A 21,146-nucleotide genomic window follows, 5' to 3' on the forward strand; every position below is an offset into this window, starting at 1 on the left:
ACACGAGCCACCTCACTTCACACATAAGGGTGGTGATGCCCGGATTCTCCTGAGAGGGAGGGGGCGAGTGTGCTGGCGGAGATGGCCGCGCCCATGGCGAGGCGGCCCTAACCGAACAGGCGTGCCCTCGTGCACGTGCGCGCATCAGCAGGAGCAAGCGATGCCCCTTCGGCCCCGCCCTGCCGCCGCGGTAGCCCTGGCGGTCGCCGCCGCCCTCTCCCTCTCGGCCTGCGGGGGCGGCGACGGCGGGGACACGGGCACGGCGGACGCGGGCGGTGACAAGAAGGCGGCCGTCGCCACCGGAGGCAAGGAGTTCGCGGACGCGGCGAAGAAGACTCCGGCGAGGGCGACGCGGCCATCCCCTCGTACCTGAAGAAGGACGCGGGGAACCCGAAGAGCGTCGGCACGATCAACAGCCTCAACCTGGAGGCGATCGCGGGGCTGAAGCCCGACCTGATCCTCGGCAGCCAGTTGCGCGCGGCCGACAAGTACGACGAGCTGTCCACGATCGCCCCGACCGTGTTCTCCATCCGCCGCTTCACCTGGAAGGAGAACTACCTTCTCGACGCGGCCGCCCTGGACCGCACCGAGCGGGCACACTCGGCGCTGGCCGCGTACCAGGCGAAGGCGGAGAAGCTCGGCGAGGACGTCGGCGCCGACAAGCCGACCGTCTCGATGGTCCGCTACATGCCCGACCGCCTCCGGCTCTACGCCAAGGCGTCGTTCATCGGCACGGTCCTGGAGGACGTCGGCCTGCCCCGCCCGAAGAACCAGCAGATCGACGACCTCGCCACCGAGATCAGCCCGGAGCGGATCGACGAGCGGACGCCGACTGGATCTTCACCGGTGCCTACGGTGACGCGAAGGCGGCCCAGCGCGACACCGCTCAGGCCAACCCGCTGTGGAAGAAGCTCGACGCGGTCAAGGAGGGCCGGGCCGCGGACGTCTCCGACGAGACCTGGTACCTGGGCCTCGGCGTCACCTCCGCCGGCCTGGCCCTCGACGACCTCCGCGCGGACCTGGTGGAGTAGTCCTTCCCGTGCGCGGTCCCGACCCGCTGAAGTAACGATTCGTGTCCGGCCGCCCGTCCTGGCGTACAGGTACGGCGGCCCGGGGCGGCGGACCACGCCGGACAGGTAGCCTTTCTCCCGTGCCCCGTCTGTCTGAAGTCATCGCCGCCCTCGACGCCCTCTGGCCCCCCGAGCGGGCCGAGGGATGGGACGCGGTCGGCACGGTCTGCGGCGACCCGGATGCCGAGGTCGACCGGGTGCTGTTCGCCGTCGACCCCGTCCACGCGATCGCCGACGAGGCCCTGAAGCTCGGGGCCCAGCTGATCGTCACCCACCACCCGCTCTATCTGCGCGGGACGACCACGGTCGCCGCCGACACCTTCAAGGGCAAGGTCGTCCACACCCTCATCAAGCACGGCATCGCGCTCCACGTCGCGCACACCAACGCCGACACCGCCGACCCCGGCGTCTCCGACGCGCTGGCCGGCGCCCTGGACCTGCGCGTCACCGGACCTCTCGTACCGGACCCCACCGACCCCCACGGGCGGCGCGGACTCGGCCGGATCTGCGAGCCGGCCCACCCCGAGACCCTGGCCGCCTTCGCCGCCCGCGCCGCCGCCCGGCTCCCCGCCACCGCGCAGGGCGTCCGCCTCGCCGGCGACCCGGAGGCGCTCGTGCGGACCGTCGCCGTCAGCGGTGGCTCCGGCGACAGCCTCTTCGAGGCCGTGCGCGCCGCCGGTGTCGACGCCTTCCTCACCGCCGACCTGCGCCACCACCCGGCCTCCGAGGCCGTGCAGCACTCGCGGCTCGGCTTGGTCGACGCCGCGCACTGGGCCACCGAGTGGCCCTGGTGCGAGCAGGCCGCCGCGCAGCTCGACGCGCTTTCCGACCGCCACGGATGGGACCTGCGGGTCCATGTCTCGACGCAGGTCACCGACCCCTGGACCACCCACCATTCCTCTGGAGCCCCCAACTGAACGCCGCGCCCGCCGACCAGATCCGACTCCTCGACGTCCAGGCCCTCGACGTACGTCTCTCCCAGCTCTCCCACAAGAGCAACTCGCTGCCGGAGCACGCCGAGATCGAGCAGCTCAGCAACGACCTCGCCCAGCTGCGTGACCTGCTGGTCGCCTCCACCACCGAGGAGAGCGACACCACCCGCGAGCAGACCAAGGCCGAGCAGGACGTCGACCAGGTGCGCCAGCGCGCCGTCCGCGACCAGCAGCGCCTGGACTCCGGCGCGGTCTCTTCGCCCAAGGACCTGGAGAGCCTCCAGCGCGAGCTCACCTCGCTCGCCAAGCGCCAGGGAGACCTGGAGGACGTCGTCCTCGAAATCATGGAGCGCCGCGAGGCCGCCCAGGAGCGGGTCACCGAGCTGACCGAGCGGGTCTCCGCCGTCCAGGCCAAGGTCGACGACGCCACCGCCCGCCGGGACGCCGCCACCGCCGAACTGGACGCCGAGATCGCCACGGTGACCAAGGACCGCCAGGTCGTCGCCGAGGTCATCCCCGCCGACCTGATGAAGCTGTACGACAAGCTCCGCGCCCAGCAGGGCGGCGTCGGCGCCGCCCGCCTCTACCAGCGCCGCTGCGAGGGCTGCCGCCTGGAGCTGAACATCACCGAGGTCAACGACGTGAAGGCCGCGTCCCCCGACACGGTGCTGCGCTGCGAGAACTGCCACCGCATCCTGGTCCGCACCTCGGAGTCGGGCCTGTAATGAGCGCCGTTCGCCGGCTGGTGGTCGAAGCCGACGGCGGCTCCCGGGGCAACCCGGGGCCCGCCGGTTACGGCGCCGTCGTCATCGACGCGGCCACCGGAGAGACCCTCGCCGAGGCCGCCGAGTACATCGGCGTCGCGACCAACAACGTCGCCGAGTACCGGGGCCTGATCGCCGGCCTGACGGCCGCGAAGGCGCTGTTCCCGGACGCGGGGACCTCGCCGGAGGTCCACGTCCGGATGGACTCCAAGCTGGTGGTCGAGCAGATGTCGGGGCGCTGGAAGATCAAGCACCCCGACATGAAGCCGCTGGCGGCCCGCGCCGCCGCGATTCTGCCGCCGTCCTCCGTCACGTACGAGTGGATCCCGCGTGCGCAGAACAAGCACGCGGACCGGCTCGCCAACGAGGCGATGGACGCGGGCCGCGACGGCCGGCCGTGGGAGGCGTCCGCCTCCACGGCCGAGCTGGACGCCCCCGCCCGCACCCCGCTGCCCGACCGGGGCCCGCCCGGCGACGCGGCGGCGGGAGCGGCGAAGGCCCGGGCGGCGCTGGCGGCGGCGCGGGGTGCGGCAGACACCGGGACGCTGTTCGAGGTCGGCACAGGGGCCTCGGAAGAGCCCGAGCCCAGGGACGTCACAGCGGCCCCGCAGGTCGGCTGGGCCGCCGCTCCCGACCTGGGCGCCCCCGCCACCTTCGTCCTGCTCCGGCACGGCGAGACGCGGCTCACCCCCGAGAAGCGGTTCTCCGGCAGCGGCGGCACCGACCCCGAACTCTCCGCCACCGGCCGCGAGCAGGCCGCTCGGGCCGCCGCCCACTTCGCCGCCCTCGGCTCGGTCCAGGAGATCGTCAGCTCGCCGCTGCGCCGCTGCCGTGAGACGGCGGCGGCCGTCGCCGAACGCCTCGGCCTGGACGTCCGCATCGAGGACGGCCTGCGCGAGACGGACTTCGGCGCGTGGGAGGGGCTGACCTTCGGCGAGGTGCGCGAGCGTTACGGGGACGACCTGACCGCCTGGCTCGCGGACCCGGAGACCGCGCCGACGGGCGGCGGCGAGAGCTTCGCGGAGGTCGCCGAGCGGGTCGCGGCCGCCCGGGACCGCCTGACCGCCCGGTACGCGGGCCGCACGGTCCTGGTCGTCACCCATGTGACCCCGATCAAGACGCTGGTCCGGCTGGCGCTGGAGGCTCCGGCGCAGGCGATGTTCCGGATGGAGCTGTCGGCGGCCTCGATCTCGACCGTCGCGTACTACGGGGACGGCAACGCCTCCGTACGCCTGCTCAACGACACCTCGCACCTGCGCTAGCGGGAACGAGGACCCGGCATGGACTGGCCGACCGGGCTGCTCGGGTTCGCCGCCGGGCTGCTGATCTCGGTGGCGACCGCCCCGGTCGGGGTGTCGGGTGCGGCGTTACGCCCCGAGCGCCGCCGCCTCCGCCGCCAGCCGGGCCACCCGGTCCCAGTCCTTCGCCGCGATCGCGTCGCTTGGCACCATCCAGCTGCCGCCCACGCACGCCACGTTCGGTAGAGCGAGGTAGGAGGGGGCGGAGGCGAGCGAGATACCACCGGTCGGGCAGAAGCGAGCCTGGGGGAGCGGGGCGGAGAGGGCCTTGAGATAGGCGGTACCGCCCGCGGCCTCGGCCGGGAAGAACTTCATGTCGCTCACGCCGCGCTCCAGCAGCGCGACCACCTCGGAGGTGGTCGAGACGCCGGGCAGGAACGGCACCCCGGATTCCTTCATCGCCTCCAGCAGCGCGTCCGTCCATCCCGGGCTGACCAGGAACCTGGCCCCCGCGTCGACGGTGTCGCGCACGTGCTGCGGCGAGATGACCGTGCCCGCGCCGACGACCGCGCCCGGCACCTCGGCGGCGATGGCCCGGATCGACTCCGGCGCGGCGGCCGTCCGCAGGGTCACCTCGATCGCCGGGAGCCCGCCCGCCACCAGCGCCCGCGCCAGCGGCACGGCGTCGGCCACCTCGTGCAGGACGACGACGGGGACGACGGGGGCGAGGTCCAGTACGGAGGTGTCGGAGGGCGCTGAGGGCGGCGGCGATGAGGAGGTCATGGGCCCCATCCTGCCGCGCAGGCAGCGATATCTGCAACGATCGTTGCGGGGGGTGCAATGTGACTCAGTGGATCTCCGTCACCACCACATCGAGCGACCACGGCCGCCCGGCCCGGGCAGGGGCCTCGGCCTCCACCACGTACCCGAGATCCCGCAACGCATCCACCAGCCGCTCCGGGTCCTTCGGCCGCGCCCCCGCCGTCAGCAGGTCGCGCACCATCCGCCCCTTGGTCGCCTTGTTGAAGTGGCTGACGACGGACCGCTTCTCCACCCCGTCCACGATCTGCGACTGGAGCACCCGCACGCTCGCCGTACGCGCGGCGACCTCGCCCTTCGGCTTCCAGGCCGCCGCGTACGCCGAGGACCGCAGATCCAGGACGAGCCCGCCCCCGGCGGCCTCGGGCATGACCGCCTCCATGGGCGTACGCCAGTACGCGCCGAGCGCGCCGAGGCCGGGGAGCCTCACGCCCATCGAGCAGCGGTACGGCGGAATCCGGTCGCCGATCCGGACCGCGCCCCACAGCCCGGAGAAGACCAGCAACGACTTCGCGGCGCGCCGCCGGGCGTCCGCGTCCAGGGAAGCCAGGTCGAGGGCGTCGTACAGGACACCCGTGTACAGCTCCCCGGCCGGCCGGGTCCCGGCGGTCCGCAGCCCGGCGTTCTTCCCGACCTCGCCCCGCAGCCCCACGCTCAGCCCGAGCACCTCACGGGCCTTCTCCTCGTCCGCCTGGCAGAGCTCGACCAGCTCCTCCAGGACCGCCGTCCGCGCCTCGGAGAGCCCCGGCAGCGACAGCGACTCCGGCTTCAGGGGAGCCCCGCGCCCCGAGGCGGCCTTTCCTTCGGAGGGCGGCAACAGCACGAGCACGGCGGTTCTCCTTCGTACGCACGACGAGCGGTCCCGGCGGGCGTGCGGGCGCTCCGGGGTCCTCGGCAAGGGTACGGGGGCGGGGACGGGCTCCCTCCAGGACCGGAACCCCTCCGTCGGCACGGTCCACCTCCGGGCCCGACGAACGCCGGCCGGATCGAGGGCGGCACGGCCGCACTCCCGCTGGGGGAGCGGCTGCGCATCCGGCTCACGCAGGCGGGGCCGGCGTCGAAGACGGTGCTGTTCGCTCCGGCGCGAGCGGGTGAGGGACCGGCCCCCGCCTGAGCGCCGCCACCACCGCCTGCGGGTCGTCCGCGTGGAACCGGCACGTCCGGGCACTCCCGCGCCGCCCGAGCGGCCGTACGTAGGCCACCGGCCCGACCAGCTCCACCGTCACCGTCGTCTGCCCGCCGACCATCAGGTCGAGGACCTCGTCCTCGCCGACCCGGGCCAGCAGCACGGCATCGCGGACGGTGTAGGCCCGGTACCCGTTGGCCTGCCGGGCGGGCTCGGGCAGGAGGCCGCTGTGGCGCGGCAGCATCCCGCTCCACCTACTCATCGGCCGCGACGCGGGCTCGGTGACGCTCTTCAGCGACCCCGAGGACACCGACTACCGTCAGCACCTCACGATCCCGTACGGCAAGCCGCTCCCGCTCCCCGAACCCTTCGTCTTCGACCTGGAGACCGGGGACTTCGGCTGAGCTGCCGATACGGCCCGGTAGGATGGCGGATACGGCAGACGAGCCGTGCGGACGGCCGCGTGAGGATCCTTCGGGACCCCTCCCGAGGAACGTCCGGGCTCCAGAGGGCAGGGTGGTGGCTAACGGCCACCCGGGGTGACCCGCGGGACAGTGCCACAGAAAACAGACCGCCCGGGACCTCGGTCCCGGGTAAGGGTGAAACGGTGGTGTAAGAGACCACCAGCGCCTGAGGTGACTCAGGCGGCTAGGTAAACCCCACCCGGAGCAAGGTCAAGAGGGGGCGTTCCAGCAATGGGACGGCCCTGCGTGAACGTTCGAGGGCGGCTCGCCCGAGTTCACGGGTAGACCGCACGAGGCCGACAGCAATGCCGGCCCTAGATGGATGGCCGTCTCCCCGGCCGCCGTGAGGCGACCGGGAGACAGAACCCGGCGTACAGCGCGACTCGTCTGCCGGTGAACGACAGAGGCCTCCGCCCAGGTGTCTCACCTGGGCGGAGGCCCTTTCTCCTCCGTCGGCGGGTCCGTCGGCCAGCGGTCCGTCAGTTCCTCCGCGTAGATCTGCGAGAGCGGCTGCGGGCCCACGTACTGCTGGCAGTTGCACTGCCCGGCCTCGTAGCGCAGCGGCTTCTTGTTCTCGTCCCACGCCGTCGGCACCTCGATCTGCTCATGGCACCGGCCCCGCTTGTCGTGCTTGGCGAGGTGGTGGGCGCAGCCGCAGACCGGCTCCGGCGACTTGTACGCGGCCTCCAGCGCGAGGCGCTCCTGCCTCGCCGCCTCCAGCAGTTCCAGCTTCCGCTCGTGCCGGTTGCGCAGGGCGGTGCGGGCGGTGTCGGCCGCCCAGGCGAAGCCACCGGTCCAGAAAAGGATCAGAATCCACCAGATCCAGTGCATCGCGATCTACCTCCCCCTGTGCCCCTCGGCCCCCGGCGCACGGTATTTCACCTGCGCCCCGGCCCCTTCGCGTGATCTGCTGCCCGCGGCCATTGTTCCCCAGCCGTACGGGCGAGGACAGAGCGGCTCTGAGACCAGGAGTGATGCGAGTGACGGAAAACGCGTACGACGTACGGATACGCCCGGCCACGCCCCAGGACGCGGAGGCCGTCACCGGGGTCTTCCTGGCGTCCCGCGCCGCCGCCATGCCCTATCTGCCCCGGGTCCACAGCGACGAGGACACCCTCGCGTGGATCACCCATGTCGTGCTGCCCACCAGCACCGCGGTCCGGGTGGCCGAGGGAGCGGGGGGTGAGCTGCTCGGGTTCGCCGTGCTCGCCGGGGACGACGAACTCGACCACCTCTATTTGCGGCCCGACGCGCTGCGGCACGGGATCGGGAGCCGACTGCTGGCCGAGGTGCGGGAGGCCGCGGGCGGGTCGCTGAAGCTGTACGTGTTCCAGCGCAACGCCGCCGCCCGAGCCTTCTACGAGCGGCACGGCTTCACCGCCGTCGCGTTCGACGACGGCAGCCGTAACGAGGAGGGCGAGCCGGACGTCCTCTACCGATGGAGCCCGTGAGCCCGGCGCGGCAGCAGGTCAGATGACCGGCGGGCGGCCCAGCCGCGTCATCCGCCACACCGTCGACCAGCGCATCGGCCGCCGCTCGCCGCACGGGGTGCGCACGCCCTCCGCGAAGCCGCCCGCCCAGGCGCGCAGGCCTTGGGCGTCGCGGGTGCGGGCCAGGGTGAGCAGGGTCCAGGTGCCCAGGTAGGCCGGGACCAGGGGGAGGGGCAGGTTGCGGCGGGCGAGCCAGACGCGGTTGCGGGCCGTCATCCGGTAGTAGACCGCGTGCCGGGCCGGGCTCGTCTTCGGGTGCTGGAGCAGCAGCTCGGGGTCGTACTCCACCTTCCAGCCGGCGTCCAGCGCCCGCCAGGCGAGGTCCGTCTCCTCGTGGGTGAAGAAGAACTCCGCGGGCCACGGACCCGTCTGCGCCAGCATCTTCATGGAGAACGCGTGGCCGCCGCCGAGGAAGGCCGTCACCGGGCCGCCCCGCATCGGGTCACCGGCCCGCAGCCGCGGCACGTGGCGGCGCTGGGTCTCGCCGTGCTCGTCGGCGATCCGGAAGCCGACGATGCCGAGCCGGTCGTCGGCGGCGAAGTGGTCCCGGACCCGGCGGAAGACGTCCTTGCCGACCAGGAGGCCGTCGTCGTCCAGCTCGATGACCACGTCCACGTCACCGATCTCGGCGAGCCTGCGCAGCCCCTCGTTCCGGCCGCCCGGGCAGCCCAGGTTCTCCGGCAGCTCGATGGTGGTCACCCCGCCGTCGAGGCCCTCCAGGCCGGGGGTGGAGGTGTAGTCCGGGAGCTCCGTCCCGTTGCCGATGATCACGAGCCGGGTGGGCCGGACGTCCTGCATGGCGACCGACGCCAGCAGCGCCTCGACCGCCTGCGGGCGGTCCCCCATGGTCACGATGGATACGCCGATGCGTGGTGCGGACAAGTTCGGTACTCCTGGAGCTCGGCTGCCGTGCGGCTGCTGGTCGGCAGCGGTGCCCGCGATCGTAACGCCTCGGTGTTCAGTGCGTGGTTACCGCCTGGCCATCCACCGGCCCGTAGCTGTTCAGGAGTCCGTACACGGCCATGTCCCGGCGCTCGTCGCCCACCTGCTGCCAGCCGCGCAGCAGGCCCTCGTGCCGGTAGCCGACGTCCACGGCGATCCGGGCGGACGCGGTGTTCCACGGCTCGATGAAGAGCTGGAGACGGGGGACACCGAGGTCACGCAGGGCCCATCCCGTCACCGTACGCAACGCGGCGCGGGTGACGCCCTGGCCGCGCCCGGAGGCGACCATCCAGTACCCGATCGACGCCCGGCCCTCCGGCAGGTCGTGCAGCCAGAGCCCGATGGCGCCCACCGGGCGCCGGTCCCGGGAGCGGACGATGGCGAACGGGTACCCGGCACCCCTGGCAGCCCGGTCCCACTGCCTGCGGACGAACTCCTCGGCGGCCTTGTCCGAGTAGCGCGACGGGACCGTCGTGATGAGGGGGATGTACGGGTCCTGCGCGGCCTCGCGGATCAGGGGCAGGTCGCTCATCTCCCAGGGGCGCAGGACGAATTCCGGGCCCGCGGACATGCTCGGGACGGTCAGCGGACCGGGGCCGGGCGGGGCGTCCGCGTCGGTGCCCGGCCGGGCGTCCGCGTCCGGGGCGGTGCCGGGGCTGGTGTCGCGTACGGGTCCGGTGCCGGGGCCGGGCTGGGGATCAGGCGCGGGGGCGGCCATGTCCGCATCCTCCCGCGATCGGGCCGGTTCCGCCCGTCGGCCACGAGCGTGCCCTGTGCCCTGGTACCCCTCACCGTCGGCGCCTCACTCCTTGCCCTGCGCCCCGCCCTGGTCCCGTACCGCCAGGAAGTGGCCCGCGAGCAGGGCGCCCGCCAGGACCAGCGCCGCGTTGACGAGCACGGCCGCCGAGACGCCGGACAGCACCGCCTCCGGCCCGGTCAGGCCCCCCGTCCAGGCCGTGACCACCGCGCTCATCACCGGGATGCCGAGGGCGATGCCGACCTGCTGGGTCATCGTCGCCAGCCCGGTGGCCCGGCCCTGCTCCTCGTCCGGCAGCCCCGAGGTGGCCGTGACCATGAAGCCGACGATCATCAGCATGTTGCCCACGCCACCGATGAAGGTGGCCGCCAGCAGCAGCCAGATCCAGGCGCCGGAGGTGCCGAGTGCCACCAGCGAGAGGGTGGCGGCGGCCTGGACGACCCCGCCGGTCACGATCGCGCGCCGGTTGCCGAACCGGCCCACCGCCCGTCCGCCGAGCACACCGCCCACGACCGTGCCGATGCCGAGGACGCCGAAGGCGAGGCCGGTGGCGAGCGGGGAGTAGCCGAGGATCTCCTGGAGGTAGAGGGTCAGCAGGAAGACCAGCGAGGTCTCGGTGGCGAAGGCGATCAGCCCGGCCGCGTTGCCCCATACGACGCTGCGCCGCTTCAGGATGTGCATCGGGACGAGCGGGGCCGCCGCCCGCTGCTCGATGCGGACGAAGGCGACCAAAAGTACGGTCCCGGCTGCGAGCGAGGCCAGCGTGGCGGGGGCGGTCCAGCCGGTCTCGCCGGCCCGGGTGAGACCGAGGACGAGCAGCAGCAACCCGCCGGTGACGGTGACCGCGCCCGGCACGTCCAGCTTCGGGCGCCGCTCCGGCCGGCTGTCGGTGATCGCGGACGGGGCGAGGATCACGACCAGGGCCGCGACCGGTACGTTGACGAAGAAGGCCCAGCGCCAGGAGAGCAGGTCGGTCAGGAGGCCCCCGAGGATCGCCCCGGCGGTGAACCCGGCTGACATCAGGGCCCCGTTGAGCCCCAGCGCCCGCTCCCGCAGCGGCCCTTCACCGAACGCGGTGGTCAGCAGCGCGAGCCCGGCCGGGGTGACGGCCGCGGTGGCCAGCCCTTGCAGCACCCGGGCGGTCAGCAGCACCTCGGGCGAGGTCGCGAGACCGCCGAGCGCGGACGAGAGACCGAGGACGACCATGCCGCCGACGAACAGGTTCTTACGGCCGACGAGGTCGGCGACGCGGCCGAAGAGCAGGGTGAACCCGGCGGCGGCGAGCGCGAAGGACGTGGCGATCCACTGGAGGTGGGCGAGGGAGAAGCCGAGCCCTTCCCCGACGACGGGCAGCGCCACGTTCAGGATCGAGAAGTCCACCGCGATCATGAACTGGGAGCCGAGCAACAGGGCCAGCACGAGTCTCTGGCGGCTCGTCATGCGAGGGCCGGAGGCGGCAGGGGGGGAGGAGGGGACAGAGGGCGGAGCGGCGTCAGGTGCCGGTACGGGTACGGACATGGCAAGGGCGCCTTCCTGAAGCGGGGCAGAGGACATGAGGCTCTAACGGTTCTGTGGTTCCGTTAGGGTGGCGTCACGGTAGCAGGAGGAGAGGCATTAATGGAACTGGAGAACCGTTATGGCGTCTGAAGGTGCCGACGGCGACATGGTCGTCGACGGGGGCGAACCGGGCACCGTGCGCCCCGGCGGCCGCACCGCCCGGGTGCGGGAAGCCGTGTTGCGCGCGGCCGGTGACGCGCTGGCCCGGGACGGCTTCGACCGGCTCGACCTGGCCGACGTCGCCCGTCGCGCCGGGGTCGGCAAGACGACCGTCTACCGCCGCTGGTCCACCCCCGCCGGGCTGGTCGCCGACCTGCTCACGGACATGGCGGAGCAGTCCCTGCCGCGCACCGACACCGGATCGCTGGCCGAGGATCTCCGGGCCAACGCCCGCCTCGTCGTCCGGACGCTGACCGATCCCCGTCAGGGGGCTCTCTTCGCGGCCGTCATCGCGGCCGCCACCTGCGATCCGCGGGCCGCCGAGGCCCTCCACCGCTTCTACGCGGTACGCATCGGGGAGTGGTCGGGCTGTGTCGAGGCGGCCGTCGCGCGCGGCGAGCTGCCCGCGGGGACGGATCCGGGCGAGGTGGTCGCTGCCGTCTCGGCGCCGCTGTACTACCGGCTGCTGGCCAGCGGTGCCCCCCTGGACGAGGCCGCCGCCGACCGTGCCGCCGACGCTGCGGCCGCCGCCGCCCGGGCCGGGGTCTTCGTTCGGTGAGGGCCGCGGAAGCCCCGGTCGGCGACCGGCTTCACGGTGCCCGGAGGGGCGTCGATAAGGTGCTGGAATGATATTCAGCAAGGCCGGGTTCGGGGGAGCGGTCGCGGACTTCGAGGCCGCGGTGGTGGCCCAGGACGCGAAACGGTCCGGCAAGGCGTTCGTCCGGCTGCAGGAGACCTTCGGGCAGGCCAAGGAGGCCGAGCTGCTGGACGGCGGGCCGCGCCTCGCCGCCGTACTGGAGCAGGTCCCGCCGGGCCCCCGTGCCGTCGTCGCCGTCCTCGTCGGGGCCTGCGTGGAGCGCGGCGCGGACGCCGAGCGCTGCGCCCCGGGCGTACGGGCCGGGCTGCGGGCGGCACTTGAGGCGGCCGCTGCCTTCGCCGAGGCGTGGGCGGCGACCGGCGGCGGTCCGTTTCCCGCGCCGGACGCCGGTGAGCCGGGCGAGGAGATCGCCGGGAGGGCGGGGTCCGACGCGGCGGTCGGCTGGTGGACGCTGCCCCAGTGGGAGATGGCGGCCGTCGCCCTGCTGAACCACCGGGCCGTACGCGCCGGGGCCGGCGGCGACCGGGACGAGCTGCTGCGGCTGCTCACCGCCGTGGAACAGGCGTCCGGACGGCAGTTCAGGTCCCTCGGCCACGCCCTCCAGGTGCTGGACGACGAACCGCTCGTCGCCCTCCACCGGCCCAGCGGCACCGGCTACGCCCTGCGGTTCTTCGGCATCGGCGACAACTTCCAGCTGCACACCCTGCTCGCCGACGCGCTCATAGGCGGCGGCCATGTGGCGGGCCACGCACCCTCGCCGCAGGAGGTCGCCGTCTGCCGGGAGACCCCGGGGCAGGTGGACACCGTGGGCGCCTTCGACCTGACCGCCCCGGACGGCGGCCGGCTCTGGAACGAGGGGGCCCCGGCGGACATCCCCGTGGTCGACGGCGTACGCCTGCTGGTGCTGGACGAGCCGTCCTACCGGCGGTCCTGGCCCGCGGGCCGCTTCTTCCCGGGCATGCGCGGTGACGTCATCCTGGAACGCCCCTTCGGACCGGAGGAGACGGAGCGCTGGTTCGCCCACGTCTCCCCGGTCAAGGAGCTCACCGGCTGACCCATCCTCCCGGGGGGGCAGGGCCTATCCGGCCCTGATCCGCCGGACGCCCTAGCCGATCCGTGCCCCACTCCCGGCGACCCGCACCCGGTCGTCCCCGGCGCGCAGCTCCACCGTGAGGGTGCCGGGGCGGCCCATGTCCACGCCCTGGTGCAGGGTCAGGACGGCGGCCTCCGGGACGAGCCCCAGCTCGCGTACGTACGCGCCGAACGCGGCCGCCGCGGCGCCGGTCGCCGGGTCCTCGACCACCCCGCCCACCGGGAACGGGTCCCGGACGTGGAAGACCTCCGGCGCCTCGCGCCACACCAGTTGCAGGGTCGTCAGGTCGAGCCGGCGCATCAGCGCCTCCAGCCGGACGAAGTCGTACGCGAGGTCCGCGAGCCGCTCACGGGTCGCGGCGGCCACCACCAGGTGGCGGGCGCCCGCGTAGGCGATCCGGGGTGGCAGGGCGGCGTCGAGATCGGTGGCCGGCCAGTTCAGGGCCGCCAGTGCCTCCGTGAGGTCCGCGGCGCCGATCTCCGTGACGTGCGGGACCACGCTGGTCAGGGTGGCTCGCAGCTCGCCGCCCTCCCGGACGACGGTGACCGGCACCTGGCCTGCGGCCGTGGCGAACTCCAGCGCGCCCGGTCCGTCCCGCTCGGCCAGCGCGACGGCGGTGGCGACCGTGGCGTGGCCGCAGAACGGCACCTCGGCCCTGGGGCTGAAGTAGCGGATCGTGTAAGCGCCTTCGCCGGTCCGCTCCGTGAGGAACGCCGTCTCGCTGTAGCCCAGCTCCGCCGCGACGGCGAGCATCCGCTCCTCGTCCAGCCCCGACGCGTCCAGGACGACCCCTGCGGGGTTTCCGCCCTCGGGGTCGGCGGAGAAGGCGGTGTAGCGAAGGACCTCGGGGCGGTGGCCGTGATCAGGTGTCATGGAGCAGTCCAACCCTGTCGCCGCTCACGGCATTCCCGCCCGGCTCCTCGCCGTACGGCTGCCGCAGCCCCCCCGCACCGCGGCAGCCCCCATCAGCACGACGACCGGTGCGGCGACCGGTCAGTGGCAGTTCTTGATGCCCTTGTTCGCCGCGGTCGACTTCCCCCAGGAGCAGGAGTCCTGGAGCTTGCCACTCGGCTTGATCAGCCGGGCCTTGTCGCCGGTGTTGTTCCACACGTACGAGCCCCGGTTCCAGTGCACGGTGCCCGCGACGTCCTTGCCCTTGCCGGTGCGGACCTTGACGGTCTTGCCCGCACCGATCGTGTAGCTGCCGAAGGTGTAGGTGTAGCCGGTGTTGTCCTTCACCTTGTAGCCCTTGAGCTGGACCTTCTTCTTGCCGTTGTTGTGGATGTTCACCCACTCGGCGTTGAGCGACTTCTGCGACCGGTCGTCCTTGCCGGGACCGTCGTACTGGATGATGCCGAAGTGCAGCCCGCCCTGGTGGGCGGCCGCCGAGGCCGGTGCTGCCGTGGCGAGGAGCGAGCCGGCCAGGGCGGTGGCGGCGGCCAGGGCGATCGGCGCAGCGGTGCGTATGCGCATGCGGTGTTCCTTCTGTGTCGTTCCGGTGAAGGTGTAACGAGATGCGATCATACGGTCAATGCGCGCTTCCTCATCCGGGAGTGGGAAAATCGTCAAAGTCGGTCGGCTGAAGCCAAGTTCGGAAAGGAATGATCACGTCCGAAGCGTCATCCGGCGGTGCTCCTCAGCCTCGTCCCACGTACGGCATGTTCGTCGCCACCACCGTCAGGAACGGGATGTTCGCCTCCAGCGGCAGCTCCGCCATGTGCACCACGGTCCGCGCCACATCGGCCGCCGCCATCACCGGCTCCACGGCCAGTTCGCCGTTCGCCTGGAGGATGCCGGTCTGCATCCGCTCGGTCATCTCGGTCGCCGCGTTGCCGATGTCGATCTGACCGCAGGCGATCCGGTACGGGCGCCCGTCCAGCGACAGCGACTTCGTCAGCCCGGTGATCGCGTGCTTGGTCGCCGTGTAGGCGACCGAGTGCGGGCGCGGCGCGTGGGCGGAGATCGAGCCGTTGTTGATGATCCGGCCGCCCCGCGGGTCCTGCTCCTTCATCAGCCGGTACGCCGCCTGCGCGCAGAGGAACGCCCCCGTCAGGTTCACGTCCACCACGGCCCGCCAGTCCGCCGCGGTGAGGTCTTCCAGCGGCACGCCGCCGGGGCCGAACGTGCCCGCGTTGTTGAACAGCAGGTCCAGCCGGCCGAAGCGCTCCCGTACGGCGGCGAAGAGCGCGCCGACCTCGTTCTCGTCGGTCACGTCCGTGGTGACGCACAGCGCGTCCGGGGCTCCGGCCGCCGCGGCCGTCTCCGCCAGCGGTTCCGCCCGCCGCCCCGCCAGCGCGAGCGACCACCCCGCGCCCGCGAGGGCGAGCGCGACGGCCCGCCCGATGCCCGATCCGGCTCCCGTGACCACAGCGACTCGTCGATCAGTGTTCATGGCCCGGCAGCGTACGGGAGAGGTCGGTGCACAGGGCACGCGGTGCTCATCGACCCGCCATGCGGATGTTGTGCACGCGACAACGGCGCGTCGTGCGCCGTCGGTGCGCTGGATTCCGACAGCATCCGGCAGCATCCGGCAAGCGAGGGGCATATGACAGTCGCACCGACCTCCACGGCGCCCGGCCAGGGTGTCCGATCCACGCAGAACGTTCGATCAGCCGAGGGTGACCGACCCGCCGAACTCTCCACCGCCACCACCCGGTTATCCCGGCCGGGCGGCCTGGACCGCCGCCGTCTGCTCACCGGGGCGGGAGCCGTGGCCGCGCTCGCCTTCGCGATGAACCTGCCCGCCGCAGGCACGGCGAGCGCCGCCGAGCTGGACGCCCGCAGGATCACCGAGAACCCCTTCACCCTCGGCGTCGCCTCCGGCGACCCGCTCCCCGGCTCCGTCCTCATCTGGACCCGGCTCGCGCCCCGCCCCTACGAGCCCGCCGGCGGCCTCCCCGCCGGCCGCGTCGAGGTGACCTGGGAGCTCGCCCACGACGAGGGCTTCCGCCGCATCGCGCGGCGCGGATCGGTCACCGCCCACGCGGAGTTCGCCCACAGCGTCCGCGCCGACGTCCAGGGCCTCGACTCCGGCCGCGTCTACCACTACCGCTTCCGCACCGGCAGCTGGACCAGCCCTGTCGGCCGCACCCGCACCGCGCCCGCCGCCGGGACCCGCAACAGCTCCCTCACCCTGGCCGCAGTCTCCTGCCAGGCGTACCACGACGGGTACTTCACCGCCCACCGCCACCTCGCCGCCGAGGACGTCGACGTGGTCTTCCACCTCGGGGACTACCTCTACGAGTACGCCGTCACCGCCACCGGCGGCGCCCGCAACTACACCGACCGCCGCCTCCCGGCCCACTACAACCGCGAGACGGTCACCCTGGAGGACTACCGGCTGCGCTACGCCCTCTACAAGTCCGACCCGGACCTGCGAGCCGCCCACGCCGCCCACCCCTTCGTCGTCACCTGGGACGACCACGAGACAGAGAACAACTACGCGGGCGAGATCCCCGAGAACGACGTGCCCCCCGAGGAGTTCCTGCTGCGCCGGGCCTCCGCGTACCGCGCGTACTGGGAGAACCAGCCCCTGCGCGCCCCGCAGCGCCCCACCGGCCCCGACATGCGGCTCCACCGCCGCCTCACCTTCGGACGGCTCGCCCAGTTCGACATCCTCGACACCCGCCAGTACCGCAGCGACCAGGCGTACGGGGACGGCTGGCGCACCCCCGGCCCCGAGTCCGAGGACCCCGCGCGGACGATGACCGGGGCCGCCCAGGAACGCTGGCTGATCGACGGCTGGCGCGCCTCGGACGCCACCTGGAACGTCGTGCCCCAGCAGGTCACGTTCGCCCGGCGGCGGGACGTGCCCACCGCCGCCTACAAGCTCTCCATGGACGCCTGGGACGGCTACCCGGCCTCCCGGCAGCGGGTGCTCGCCGGTGCCGAGTCGGCCGGGGTCGAGAACCTGATGGTCCTCACCGGTGACGTCCACGTCTCGTACGCCTTCGACCTGAAGAAGGACTTCGACGACCCCGCGTCCCGGACCGTCGGCACGGAGATCGTCACCACCTCCGTCTCCAGCGGCAAGGACGGCGCTGAGCGGCCCGCCAACTGGGAGAACCAGACCCGCGCCAACCCGCACATGAAGCACTACGACGGGCGGCGCGGCTACGCGGTCGTCACCCTCACCGCGAAGGAGGCGCGCGCCGACTTCCGTACGGTGTCGGCCGTCACGACCCCCGGGGCGCCGGTCTCCACGGCGGGCTCCTTCGTCACCGAGGCGGGGAACCCGGGGCTGACACCGGTCTAGGGGGTGTCCGCCGGGTAGCGGACGCCGATGCGGTCCCGTACCGCGTCGAGCGTCCGCATCACCGCGAGCGACCCCTCCAGCGGTACGAGGGGGGACTCCGTCTCACCCGCCCGGACCGCGCGCATCACCTCGGCCGCCTCGTACTGCATGCCGGACAGGCCCTTTGGCCCGGGCCCCGAGGCGACCGTCTCCGGGTCCTTGCCGGACCGGTGCAGCACGAAGTGGTCCGGGTGGAAGAAGTCGCGCGGCAGGTCGATCCGCCCGGCCGTGCCGATGACGGTGGCCGCCGTCGGGTGGTGGCCGACGATCGAGCAGGAGAGCAGCGCGGTGGCGCCCGACTCCCAGCCCAGCAGCATCCCCGTGTTCAGGTCGACGCCCTCGGGGGAGAGCAGCGCGTCGGCCTGGATCCGGTCCGGCTCGCCCAGCAGCAGGTGGGCGAAGGAGACCGGGTAGACGCCCAGGTCCAGCAGCGCCCCGCCGCCCAGGTCCGGGTCGCGCAGCCGGTGGCCGGGGGCGAGGTCGCCGGCGAAGCCGAAGTCCGCCTGCACGGTGCGGATCTCACCGATCGCCCCGTCCCGCACCAGCTCCGTCAGTCGGCGGACCACCGGGTTGAGATAGGTCCACATGGCCTCCATGAGGAAGAGGCCGCGGTCCCGGGCGAGGGCCACCAGCTCCTTCGCCTCCCGGCTGTTGAGCGTGAACGCCTTCTCGCACAGCACATGCTTCCCGGCCCTCAGCGCGAGCGCGGCCGCCGCGTGGTGCGCCGAGTGCGGGGTGGCCACGTACACCACGTCCACCGCGTCGTCGGCGACCAGCTCCGCCCAGCTCCCGTAGGCCCGGGCGATCCCGTGGCGCTCGGCGAAGGCCCGCGCCGAGGCCTCCGTACGCGAGGCGACCGCCACCACCTCGGCGCCCGGCAGCGCCTGTACGTCCGCCGTGAAGGTCGCGGCTATGCCGCCCGTCGCCAGAACACCCCAGCGCACCGTCCTGATCATGCCCGCCACCCCAACCAGCCCGAAAAAGGTATCGACCACTCCGGCCGAGCTGAGAGCATAGATGCGGATTCAACGATGTGGAGACGAGAATGCCGGACAGCGGCGGCAGCCGGGCCCAGCGAGAACACCTACCGACCTCCGGGACCGGTCCCGGAACCGACAGCGCGCCGCTCACCCCGCACGGAGACGCCGGTGCCCTCTCCGTCGACCCGGGCGCCCCGCAGGTCACCGCCCCCGCCGGTCTCCCGGCGGCTCCTGAGGCAGGCGCCCTCACCGGCCCCGCCGTCAAGGCGGCCCGGCGCACCGGGTTCCTGGTCACCATGGTCCTCGGCGGGCTCACCGCCCTGCCGCCGCTCTCCATGGACATGTACCTCCCGGCGCTCCCCGCGGTCACCGACTCCCTCGGCGCCCCCGCCGCCACCATCCAGCTCACACTGACCGCGTGCCTGGCAGGGATGGCGCTCGGCCAGCTCGTCGTCGGACCGATGAGCGACCGCTGGGGCCGCCGCAGGCCGCTGCTCCTCGGCATGGTCGTCTACGTCATCGCCACCGCGATCTGCGCCCTCGCCCCCTCCGCCCAACTCCTCATCGGCTTCCGCCTCCTCCAGGGGCTCGCGGGCGCCGCGGGCATCGTGATCGCCCGGGCGGTGGTGCGCGACCTCTACGACGGCGTGGAGATGGCCCGCTTCTTCTCCACCCTGATGCTGATCTCCGGCGCCGCCCCGATCATCGCCCCGCTGATCGGGGGCCAGGTGATGCGCTTCACCGACTGGCGCGGCATCTTCGTCGTGCTGACCGGCGTCGGGATCGTGCTCACGCTCGTCGTCTGGAAGTGGCTGCACGAGACCCTGCCACCCGGCAGCCGCCACACCGGCGGGGTCGGCGAGGCCCTGCGCACGATGCGCGGGCTGCTCGCGGACCGGGTCTTCACCGGCTACATGATCACCGGTGGGCTCGCCTTCGCCGTCCTGTTCGCCTACATCTCCGCGTCCCCCTTCGTCGTGCAGGAGATCTACGGAGCCTCCCCGCAGACCTTCAGCCTGCTGTTCGGCCTCAACTCGATCGGGCTGATCGCGGTCGGCCAGATCAACGGCAAGCTGCTGGTGGGCCGGATCAGCCTGGACAAGGTGCTCGGCTTCGGCCTCGCCGTCATCGTGCTGGCGGCCGTGGCGCTGCTGCTCATGACCACGGGCGTGTTCGGCGAGGTCGGGCTCGTGCCGATCGCGGCCGGACTCTTCGTGCTGATGTCGGCGATGGGTGTGGCGATGCCCAACACCAACGCCCAGGCCCTGATGCGCACCAAGCACGCGGCGGGCTCGGCCTCCGCGCTGCTCGGCACGTCCTCGTTCCTGATCGGCGCGATCGCCTCGCCGCTGGTCGGTATCGCGGGGGAGGACACGGCCGTCCCGATGGCGGTCGTGCAGGTGGTGTGCGCGGTGGCGGCGGTGGGCTGCTTCCTCGGGCTGTGCCGGCCGTGGCAGCGGGCGGGACAGAGCACTCTCTAGCCCCGTTCCAACAGGTCGGTCGGTAAGCGGACGCCCGATCAGTCGGTACGCGGATACCCGATCAGACGCGTCCGCTCCTGCCGGTCCGTCCAGCGGAACACCCCGACACCCGTCGTCTCCAGCCCCGGCAGCCGGGCGTTGCGCGACAGCTGCTCGATCGTCCAGTCCGCGAGGTCCACCGCGACGGGCAGCCCGCCCCCGGAGAGCGCCTCCGAGGCGTCGCGCGCGTTCTCGGCCCCGTACGCGATCCCGTCGTCCGTCACCGAGGCCAGCGCCAGATGGCTGGAGCCGTCGTCCTCCTCGAAGCAGTGGCCCTGGCCCGCCTCCAGGTCGAAGGCCAGGTTCCCGGCGATCAGGTGGTCGCCCGAGGGGGAGAGGACCGCCTGCGGGTAGCGCCCCGGCTTTATGGCGGGCCGGTGGCACTCCACCGAGACCAGCGGCCTGCCGGTCACCGTGTCGTGCACCGTCCACAGCTCATGGGTGGCCGCCCGCTTGGCCTTCTTCGCCAGGGCCCACTTCGCCAGCACCCGGTCCGCGGCCACCGACGTCACCACGCCACTGCCCCGGTCGGTGCCCCTGGGCGCCACGTTCCGGCTGAACCAGCCGCCGCGCACCCAGAACTCCCGTGCCCCACCGACGAGCAGCCCCGCGGCGGTCTGCCCGTACACCTCGGTGAGCTGTTTGCAGGCCGGGCAGCCCTCGGGGTACTTCAGCTCGTCCGCGCTCAGTTCGGAGACCGTGCCCGTGACCGGGTCGACCAGCGTGCTGTTGGCCTGGCCGTCGCTGATCACGATCTCCGGGCCGTTCGTGTCGACGTTCGGGGCGCCGGACCACGGCACCTCGATCCGTTGCCGGGCGCCGTCCGTCACGCCGTACACGTCGAAGGAGACGAAGGTGGACGCCGGTGTCAGCCCGTCGCCTACCTTCCCGTACGACCACGTCACGAAGTACTGCCGGTCGCCCGCGGTGACCGTGGCGAGCCTCGGGTAGTGCAGCGGGTCCGGCGGCCGCCAGGCCTGGCCCCGCCAGCCCAGCTTCCCGGTGGCGGTGTCGACGGTGCGCAGCCGGTAGCGGTTGCCGTCGGACCGCTCCAGGTAGGCGAGGCGGCCCGTCGCGTGGGAGACGGCGACCTCGGGGGAGGAGCCGATGATCTCCCAGCCCCGGTCGGTGGCGTACTGCGGCGGGACGGTGAGCCGGGTGACCGGCCCCGCGCTCGGCATGACCCGCTTCGCCGGGGCGGGGGAGGCGCCTTGACCGCCCTGGCCGTCCGGGCTGCCGCCGCAGGTCGCCAGGAGGAGGAGCAGGGCGAGGAAGACCACCCCGCCGACCAGGGCCAGCCGCACGACCTTCTGTCTCATGGCTCCCCCGGTGGACCGAACCTG

General features: G+C 73.0%; 20 protein-coding genes, 1 other RNA gene and 3 pseudogenes. 12 read left to right on the plus strand and 12 right to left on the minus strand.

The genetic code is table 11. The annotated features are described in order from the left end of the window. Positions 1 to 160: 160 nt before the first annotated feature. The 5 genes and pseudogenes from AMK21_RS03520 to AMK21_RS35715 all read left to right on the plus strand — a co-directional run. Positions 161 to 1,031 (plus strand): annotated as a pseudogene (locus AMK21_RS03520) (iron-siderophore ABC transporter substrate-binding protein). Between the two features lie 119 nt (positions 1,032 to 1,150). Further along, the gene (locus AMK21_RS03525) at positions 1,151 to 1,987 is read left to right on the plus strand and encodes a Nif3-like dinuclear metal center hexameric protein (RefSeq protein ID WP_073874002.1); all 837 of its coding nucleotides are present in this window, start codon (positions 1,151 to 1,153) and stop codon (positions 1,985 to 1,987) included. After that, positions 1,984 to 2,727 carry a zinc ribbon domain-containing protein gene (locus AMK21_RS03530; RefSeq protein ID WP_199863101.1) on the plus strand — a complete coding sequence of 248 codons (744 nt, stop codon included), beginning with the start codon at positions 1,984 to 1,986 and terminating at the stop codon, positions 2,725 to 2,727. The genes AMK21_RS03525 and AMK21_RS03530 overlap by 4 nt, the downstream gene beginning before the upstream one ends. Continuing rightward, positions 2,727 to 4,028 (plus strand): bifunctional RNase H/acid phosphatase, encoded by a 1,302-nt coding sequence (locus AMK21_RS03535; protein ID WP_073874008.1) that lies wholly within the window; start codon positions 2,727 to 2,729, stop codon positions 4,026 to 4,028. The genes AMK21_RS03530 and AMK21_RS03535 overlap by 1 nt, the downstream gene beginning before the upstream one ends. Positions 4,029 to 4,046: 18 nt before the next feature. Beyond that, positions 4,047 to 4,130: pseudogene (locus AMK21_RS35715) on the plus strand (sulfite exporter TauE/SafE family protein); the annotation flags it as partial. 3 nt (positions 4,131 to 4,133) lie between these two features. On the opposite strand, the gene eda reads toward AMK21_RS35715, so the two are convergent. The 3 genes from eda to AMK21_RS03555 all read right to left on the minus strand — a co-directional run bounded on the left by eda (position 4,134) and on the right by AMK21_RS03555 (position 6,193). Then, positions 4,134 to 4,787 (minus strand): bifunctional 4-hydroxy-2-oxoglutarate aldolase/2-dehydro-3-deoxy-phosphogluconate aldolase, encoded by a 654-nt coding sequence (gene eda, locus AMK21_RS03540; protein WP_073874010.1) that lies wholly within the window; start codon positions 4,785 to 4,787, stop codon positions 4,134 to 4,136. A 64-nt stretch (positions 4,788 to 4,851) separates the two neighbouring features. Beyond that, positions 4,852 to 5,652 carry a peroxide stress protein YaaA gene (yaaA, locus tag AMK21_RS03545; RefSeq protein WP_073874012.1) on the minus strand — a complete coding sequence of 267 codons (801 nt, stop codon included), beginning with the start codon at positions 5,650 to 5,652 and terminating at the stop codon, positions 4,852 to 4,854. A 208-nt stretch (positions 5,653 to 5,860) separates the two neighbouring features. Continuing rightward, a complete protein-coding gene (locus tag AMK21_RS03555) occupies positions 5,861 to 6,193 on the minus strand; it encodes a hypothetical protein (RefSeq protein WP_420712466.1) in 333 nt (110 codons plus the stop codon). Between AMK21_RS03555 and AMK21_RS03560 the strand changes: the two are divergent. Both AMK21_RS03560 and rnpB read left to right on the plus strand, forming a co-directional pair. Further along, positions 6,168 to 6,353: pseudogene (locus AMK21_RS03560) on the plus strand (Uma2 family endonuclease); the annotation flags it as partial. The gene AMK21_RS03555 and the pseudogene AMK21_RS03560 overlap by 26 nt on opposite strands. A gap of 39 nt (positions 6,354 to 6,392) precedes the next feature. After that, an RNA gene (gene rnpB, locus AMK21_RS03565) (RNase P RNA component class A) lies at positions 6,393 to 6,803 on the plus strand. Positions 6,804 to 6,836: 33 nt separating this feature from the next. Here the strand turns inward: rnpB and AMK21_RS03570 are convergent. Then, on the minus strand, positions 6,837 to 7,244 hold the full coding sequence (locus AMK21_RS03570) for a hypothetical protein (RefSeq protein ID WP_073874014.1): 408 nt from the start codon (positions 7,242 to 7,244) through the stop codon (positions 6,837 to 6,839). Between the two features lie 143 nt (positions 7,245 to 7,387). Here AMK21_RS03570 and AMK21_RS03575 point away from each other — a divergent pair, with 143 nt between their 5' ends. Beyond that, positions 7,388 to 7,864: a GNAT family N-acetyltransferase gene (locus AMK21_RS03575; protein WP_073874016.1), complete on the plus strand. Its 477-nt coding sequence runs from the start codon at positions 7,388 to 7,390 to the stop codon at positions 7,862 to 7,864. Positions 7,865 to 7,882: 18 nt separating this feature from the next. On the opposite strand, the gene AMK21_RS03580 is transcribed toward AMK21_RS03575, so the two are convergent. The 3 genes from AMK21_RS03580 to AMK21_RS03590 all read right to left on the minus strand — a co-directional run bounded on the left by AMK21_RS03580 (position 7,883) and on the right by AMK21_RS03590 (position 11,120). Continuing rightward, entirely contained in the window at positions 7,883 to 8,785 is a 903-nt protein-coding gene (locus tag AMK21_RS03580) for a glycosyltransferase family 2 protein (protein ID WP_073874018.1), read from the minus strand. 76 nt (positions 8,786 to 8,861) lie between these two features. Continuing rightward, positions 8,862 to 9,563: a GNAT family N-acetyltransferase gene (locus tag AMK21_RS03585; RefSeq protein WP_267893894.1), complete on the minus strand. Its 702-nt coding sequence runs from the start codon at positions 9,561 to 9,563 to the stop codon at positions 8,862 to 8,864. An 84-nt stretch (positions 9,564 to 9,647) separates the two neighbouring features. Next, the gene (locus AMK21_RS03590) at positions 9,648 to 11,120 is read right to left on the minus strand and encodes an MFS transporter (protein WP_073874020.1); all 1,473 of its coding nucleotides are present in this window, start codon (positions 11,118 to 11,120) and stop codon (positions 9,648 to 9,650) included. Between the two features lie 118 nt (positions 11,121 to 11,238). Here AMK21_RS03590 and AMK21_RS03595 point away from each other — a divergent pair, with 118 nt between their 5' ends. Together AMK21_RS03595 and AMK21_RS03600 are read left to right on the plus strand one after the other, a co-directional pair. Further along, entirely contained in the window at positions 11,239 to 11,877 is a 639-nt protein-coding gene (locus AMK21_RS03595; protein WP_199863094.1) for a TetR/AcrR family transcriptional regulator, read from the plus strand. A 67-nt stretch (positions 11,878 to 11,944) separates the two neighbouring features. Beyond that, the gene (locus tag AMK21_RS03600; RefSeq protein ID WP_073874022.1) at positions 11,945 to 12,970 is read left to right on the plus strand and encodes a hypothetical protein; all 1,026 of its coding nucleotides are present in this window, start codon (positions 11,945 to 11,947) and stop codon (positions 12,968 to 12,970) included. Positions 12,971 to 13,021: 51 nt separating this feature from the next. On the opposite strand, the gene AMK21_RS03605 is transcribed toward AMK21_RS03600, so the two are convergent. The 3 genes from AMK21_RS03605 to AMK21_RS03615 all read right to left on the minus strand — a co-directional run bounded on the left by AMK21_RS03605 (position 13,022) and on the right by AMK21_RS03615 (position 15,401). Continuing rightward, complete coding sequence (locus tag AMK21_RS03605) at positions 13,022 to 13,882, minus strand: PhzF family phenazine biosynthesis protein (protein ID WP_073874024.1); 861 nt, start codon at positions 13,880 to 13,882, stop codon at positions 13,022 to 13,024. Positions 13,883 to 14,002: 120 nt separating this feature from the next. Continuing rightward, complete coding sequence (locus tag AMK21_RS03610) at positions 14,003 to 14,482, minus strand: lamin tail domain-containing protein (RefSeq protein ID WP_073874026.1); 480 nt, start codon at positions 14,480 to 14,482, stop codon at positions 14,003 to 14,005. A 163-nt stretch (positions 14,483 to 14,645) separates the two neighbouring features. Continuing rightward, positions 14,646 to 15,401 carry an SDR family oxidoreductase gene (locus AMK21_RS03615; protein WP_073874029.1) on the minus strand — a complete coding sequence of 252 codons (756 nt, stop codon included), beginning with the start codon at positions 15,399 to 15,401 and terminating at the stop codon, positions 14,646 to 14,648. Between the two features lie 153 nt (positions 15,402 to 15,554). Between AMK21_RS03615 and AMK21_RS03620 the strand changes: the two genes are divergently transcribed. Next, the gene (locus tag AMK21_RS03620; RefSeq protein ID WP_073874031.1) at positions 15,555 to 17,264 is read left to right on the plus strand and encodes an alkaline phosphatase D family protein; all 1,710 of its coding nucleotides are present in this window, start codon (positions 15,555 to 15,557) and stop codon (positions 17,262 to 17,264) included. Here AMK21_RS03620 and AMK21_RS03625 read toward each other — a convergent pair. Then, positions 17,261 to 18,259, minus strand: coding sequence for a Gfo/Idh/MocA family protein (locus AMK21_RS03625; protein WP_073874270.1), 999 nt, complete (start codon positions 18,257 to 18,259; stop codon positions 17,261 to 17,263). The two genes, AMK21_RS03620 and AMK21_RS03625, sit on opposite strands and share 4 nt — an antisense overlap. 89 nt (positions 18,260 to 18,348) lie before the next feature. Between AMK21_RS03625 and AMK21_RS03630 the strand changes: the two genes are divergently transcribed. Continuing rightward, complete coding sequence (locus tag AMK21_RS03630) at positions 18,349 to 19,764, plus strand: multidrug effflux MFS transporter (protein ID WP_073874033.1); 1,416 nt, start codon at positions 18,349 to 18,351, stop codon at positions 19,762 to 19,764. Between the two features lie 38 nt (positions 19,765 to 19,802). Here AMK21_RS03630 and AMK21_RS03635 read toward each other — a convergent pair whose 3' ends face one another. Beyond that, on the minus strand, positions 19,803 to 21,122 hold the full coding sequence (locus tag AMK21_RS03635; RefSeq protein ID WP_073874035.1) for a hypothetical protein: 1,320 nt from the start codon (positions 21,120 to 21,122) through the stop codon (positions 19,803 to 19,805). Positions 21,123 to 21,146: the final 24 nt, after the last annotated feature.

Source organism: Streptomyces sp. CB00316, from assembly GCF_001905595.1.
Lineage (GTDB): Bacteria > Actinomycetota > Actinomycetes > Streptomycetales > Streptomycetaceae > Streptomyces.

Coding starts and splice junctions, on each gene's coding strand:
- AMK21_RS03535 (WP_073874008.1), top strand. CDS start 2,727: ATGAGCGCCGTTCGCCGGCTGGTGGTCGAAGCCGACGGCGGCTCCCGG.
- eda (WP_073874010.1), bottom strand. CDS start 4,787: ATGACCTCCTCATCGCCGCCGCCCTCAGCGCCCTCCGACACCTCCGTA.
- AMK21_RS03555 (WP_420712466.1), bottom strand. CDS start 6,193: ATGCTGCCGCGCCACAGCGGCCTCCTGCCCGAGCCCGCCCGGCAGGCC.
- AMK21_RS03570 (WP_073874014.1), bottom strand. CDS start 7,244: ATGCACTGGATCTGGTGGATTCTGATCCTTTTCTGGACCGGTGGCTTC.
- AMK21_RS03575 (WP_073874016.1), top strand. CDS start 7,388: ATGCGAGTGACGGAAAACGCGTACGACGTACGGATACGCCCGGCCACG.
- AMK21_RS03585 (WP_267893894.1), bottom strand. CDS start 9,563: ATGGCCGCCCCCGCGCCTGATCCCCAGCCCGGCCCCGGCACCGGACCC.
- AMK21_RS03590 (WP_073874020.1), bottom strand. CDS start 11,120: ATGTCCGTACCCGTACCGGCACCTGACGCCGCTCCGCCCTCTGTCCCC.
- AMK21_RS03595 (WP_199863094.1), top strand. CDS start 11,239: ATGGCGTCTGAAGGTGCCGACGGCGACATGGTCGTCGACGGGGGCGAA.
- AMK21_RS03600 (WP_073874022.1), top strand. CDS start 11,945: ATGATATTCAGCAAGGCCGGGTTCGGGGGAGCGGTCGCGGACTTCGAG.
- AMK21_RS03605 (WP_073874024.1), bottom strand. CDS start 13,882: ATGACACCTGATCACGGCCACCGCCCCGAGGTCCTTCGCTACACCGCC.
- AMK21_RS03610 (WP_073874026.1), bottom strand. CDS start 14,482: ATGCGCATACGCACCGCTGCGCCGATCGCCCTGGCCGCCGCCACCGCC.
- AMK21_RS03615 (WP_073874029.1), bottom strand. CDS start 15,401: ATGAACACTGATCGACGAGTCGCTGTGGTCACGGGAGCCGGATCGGGC.
- AMK21_RS03620 (WP_073874031.1), top strand. CDS start 15,555: ATGACAGTCGCACCGACCTCCACGGCGCCCGGCCAGGGTGTCCGATCC.
- AMK21_RS03625 (WP_073874270.1), bottom strand. CDS start 18,259: ATGATCAGGACGGTGCGCTGGGGTGTTCTGGCGACGGGCGGCATAGCC.
- AMK21_RS03630 (WP_073874033.1), top strand. CDS start 18,349: ATGCCGGACAGCGGCGGCAGCCGGGCCCAGCGAGAACACCTACCGACC.
- AMK21_RS03635 (WP_073874035.1), bottom strand. CDS start 21,122: ATGAGACAGAAGGTCGTGCGGCTGGCCCTGGTCGGCGGGGTGGTCTTC.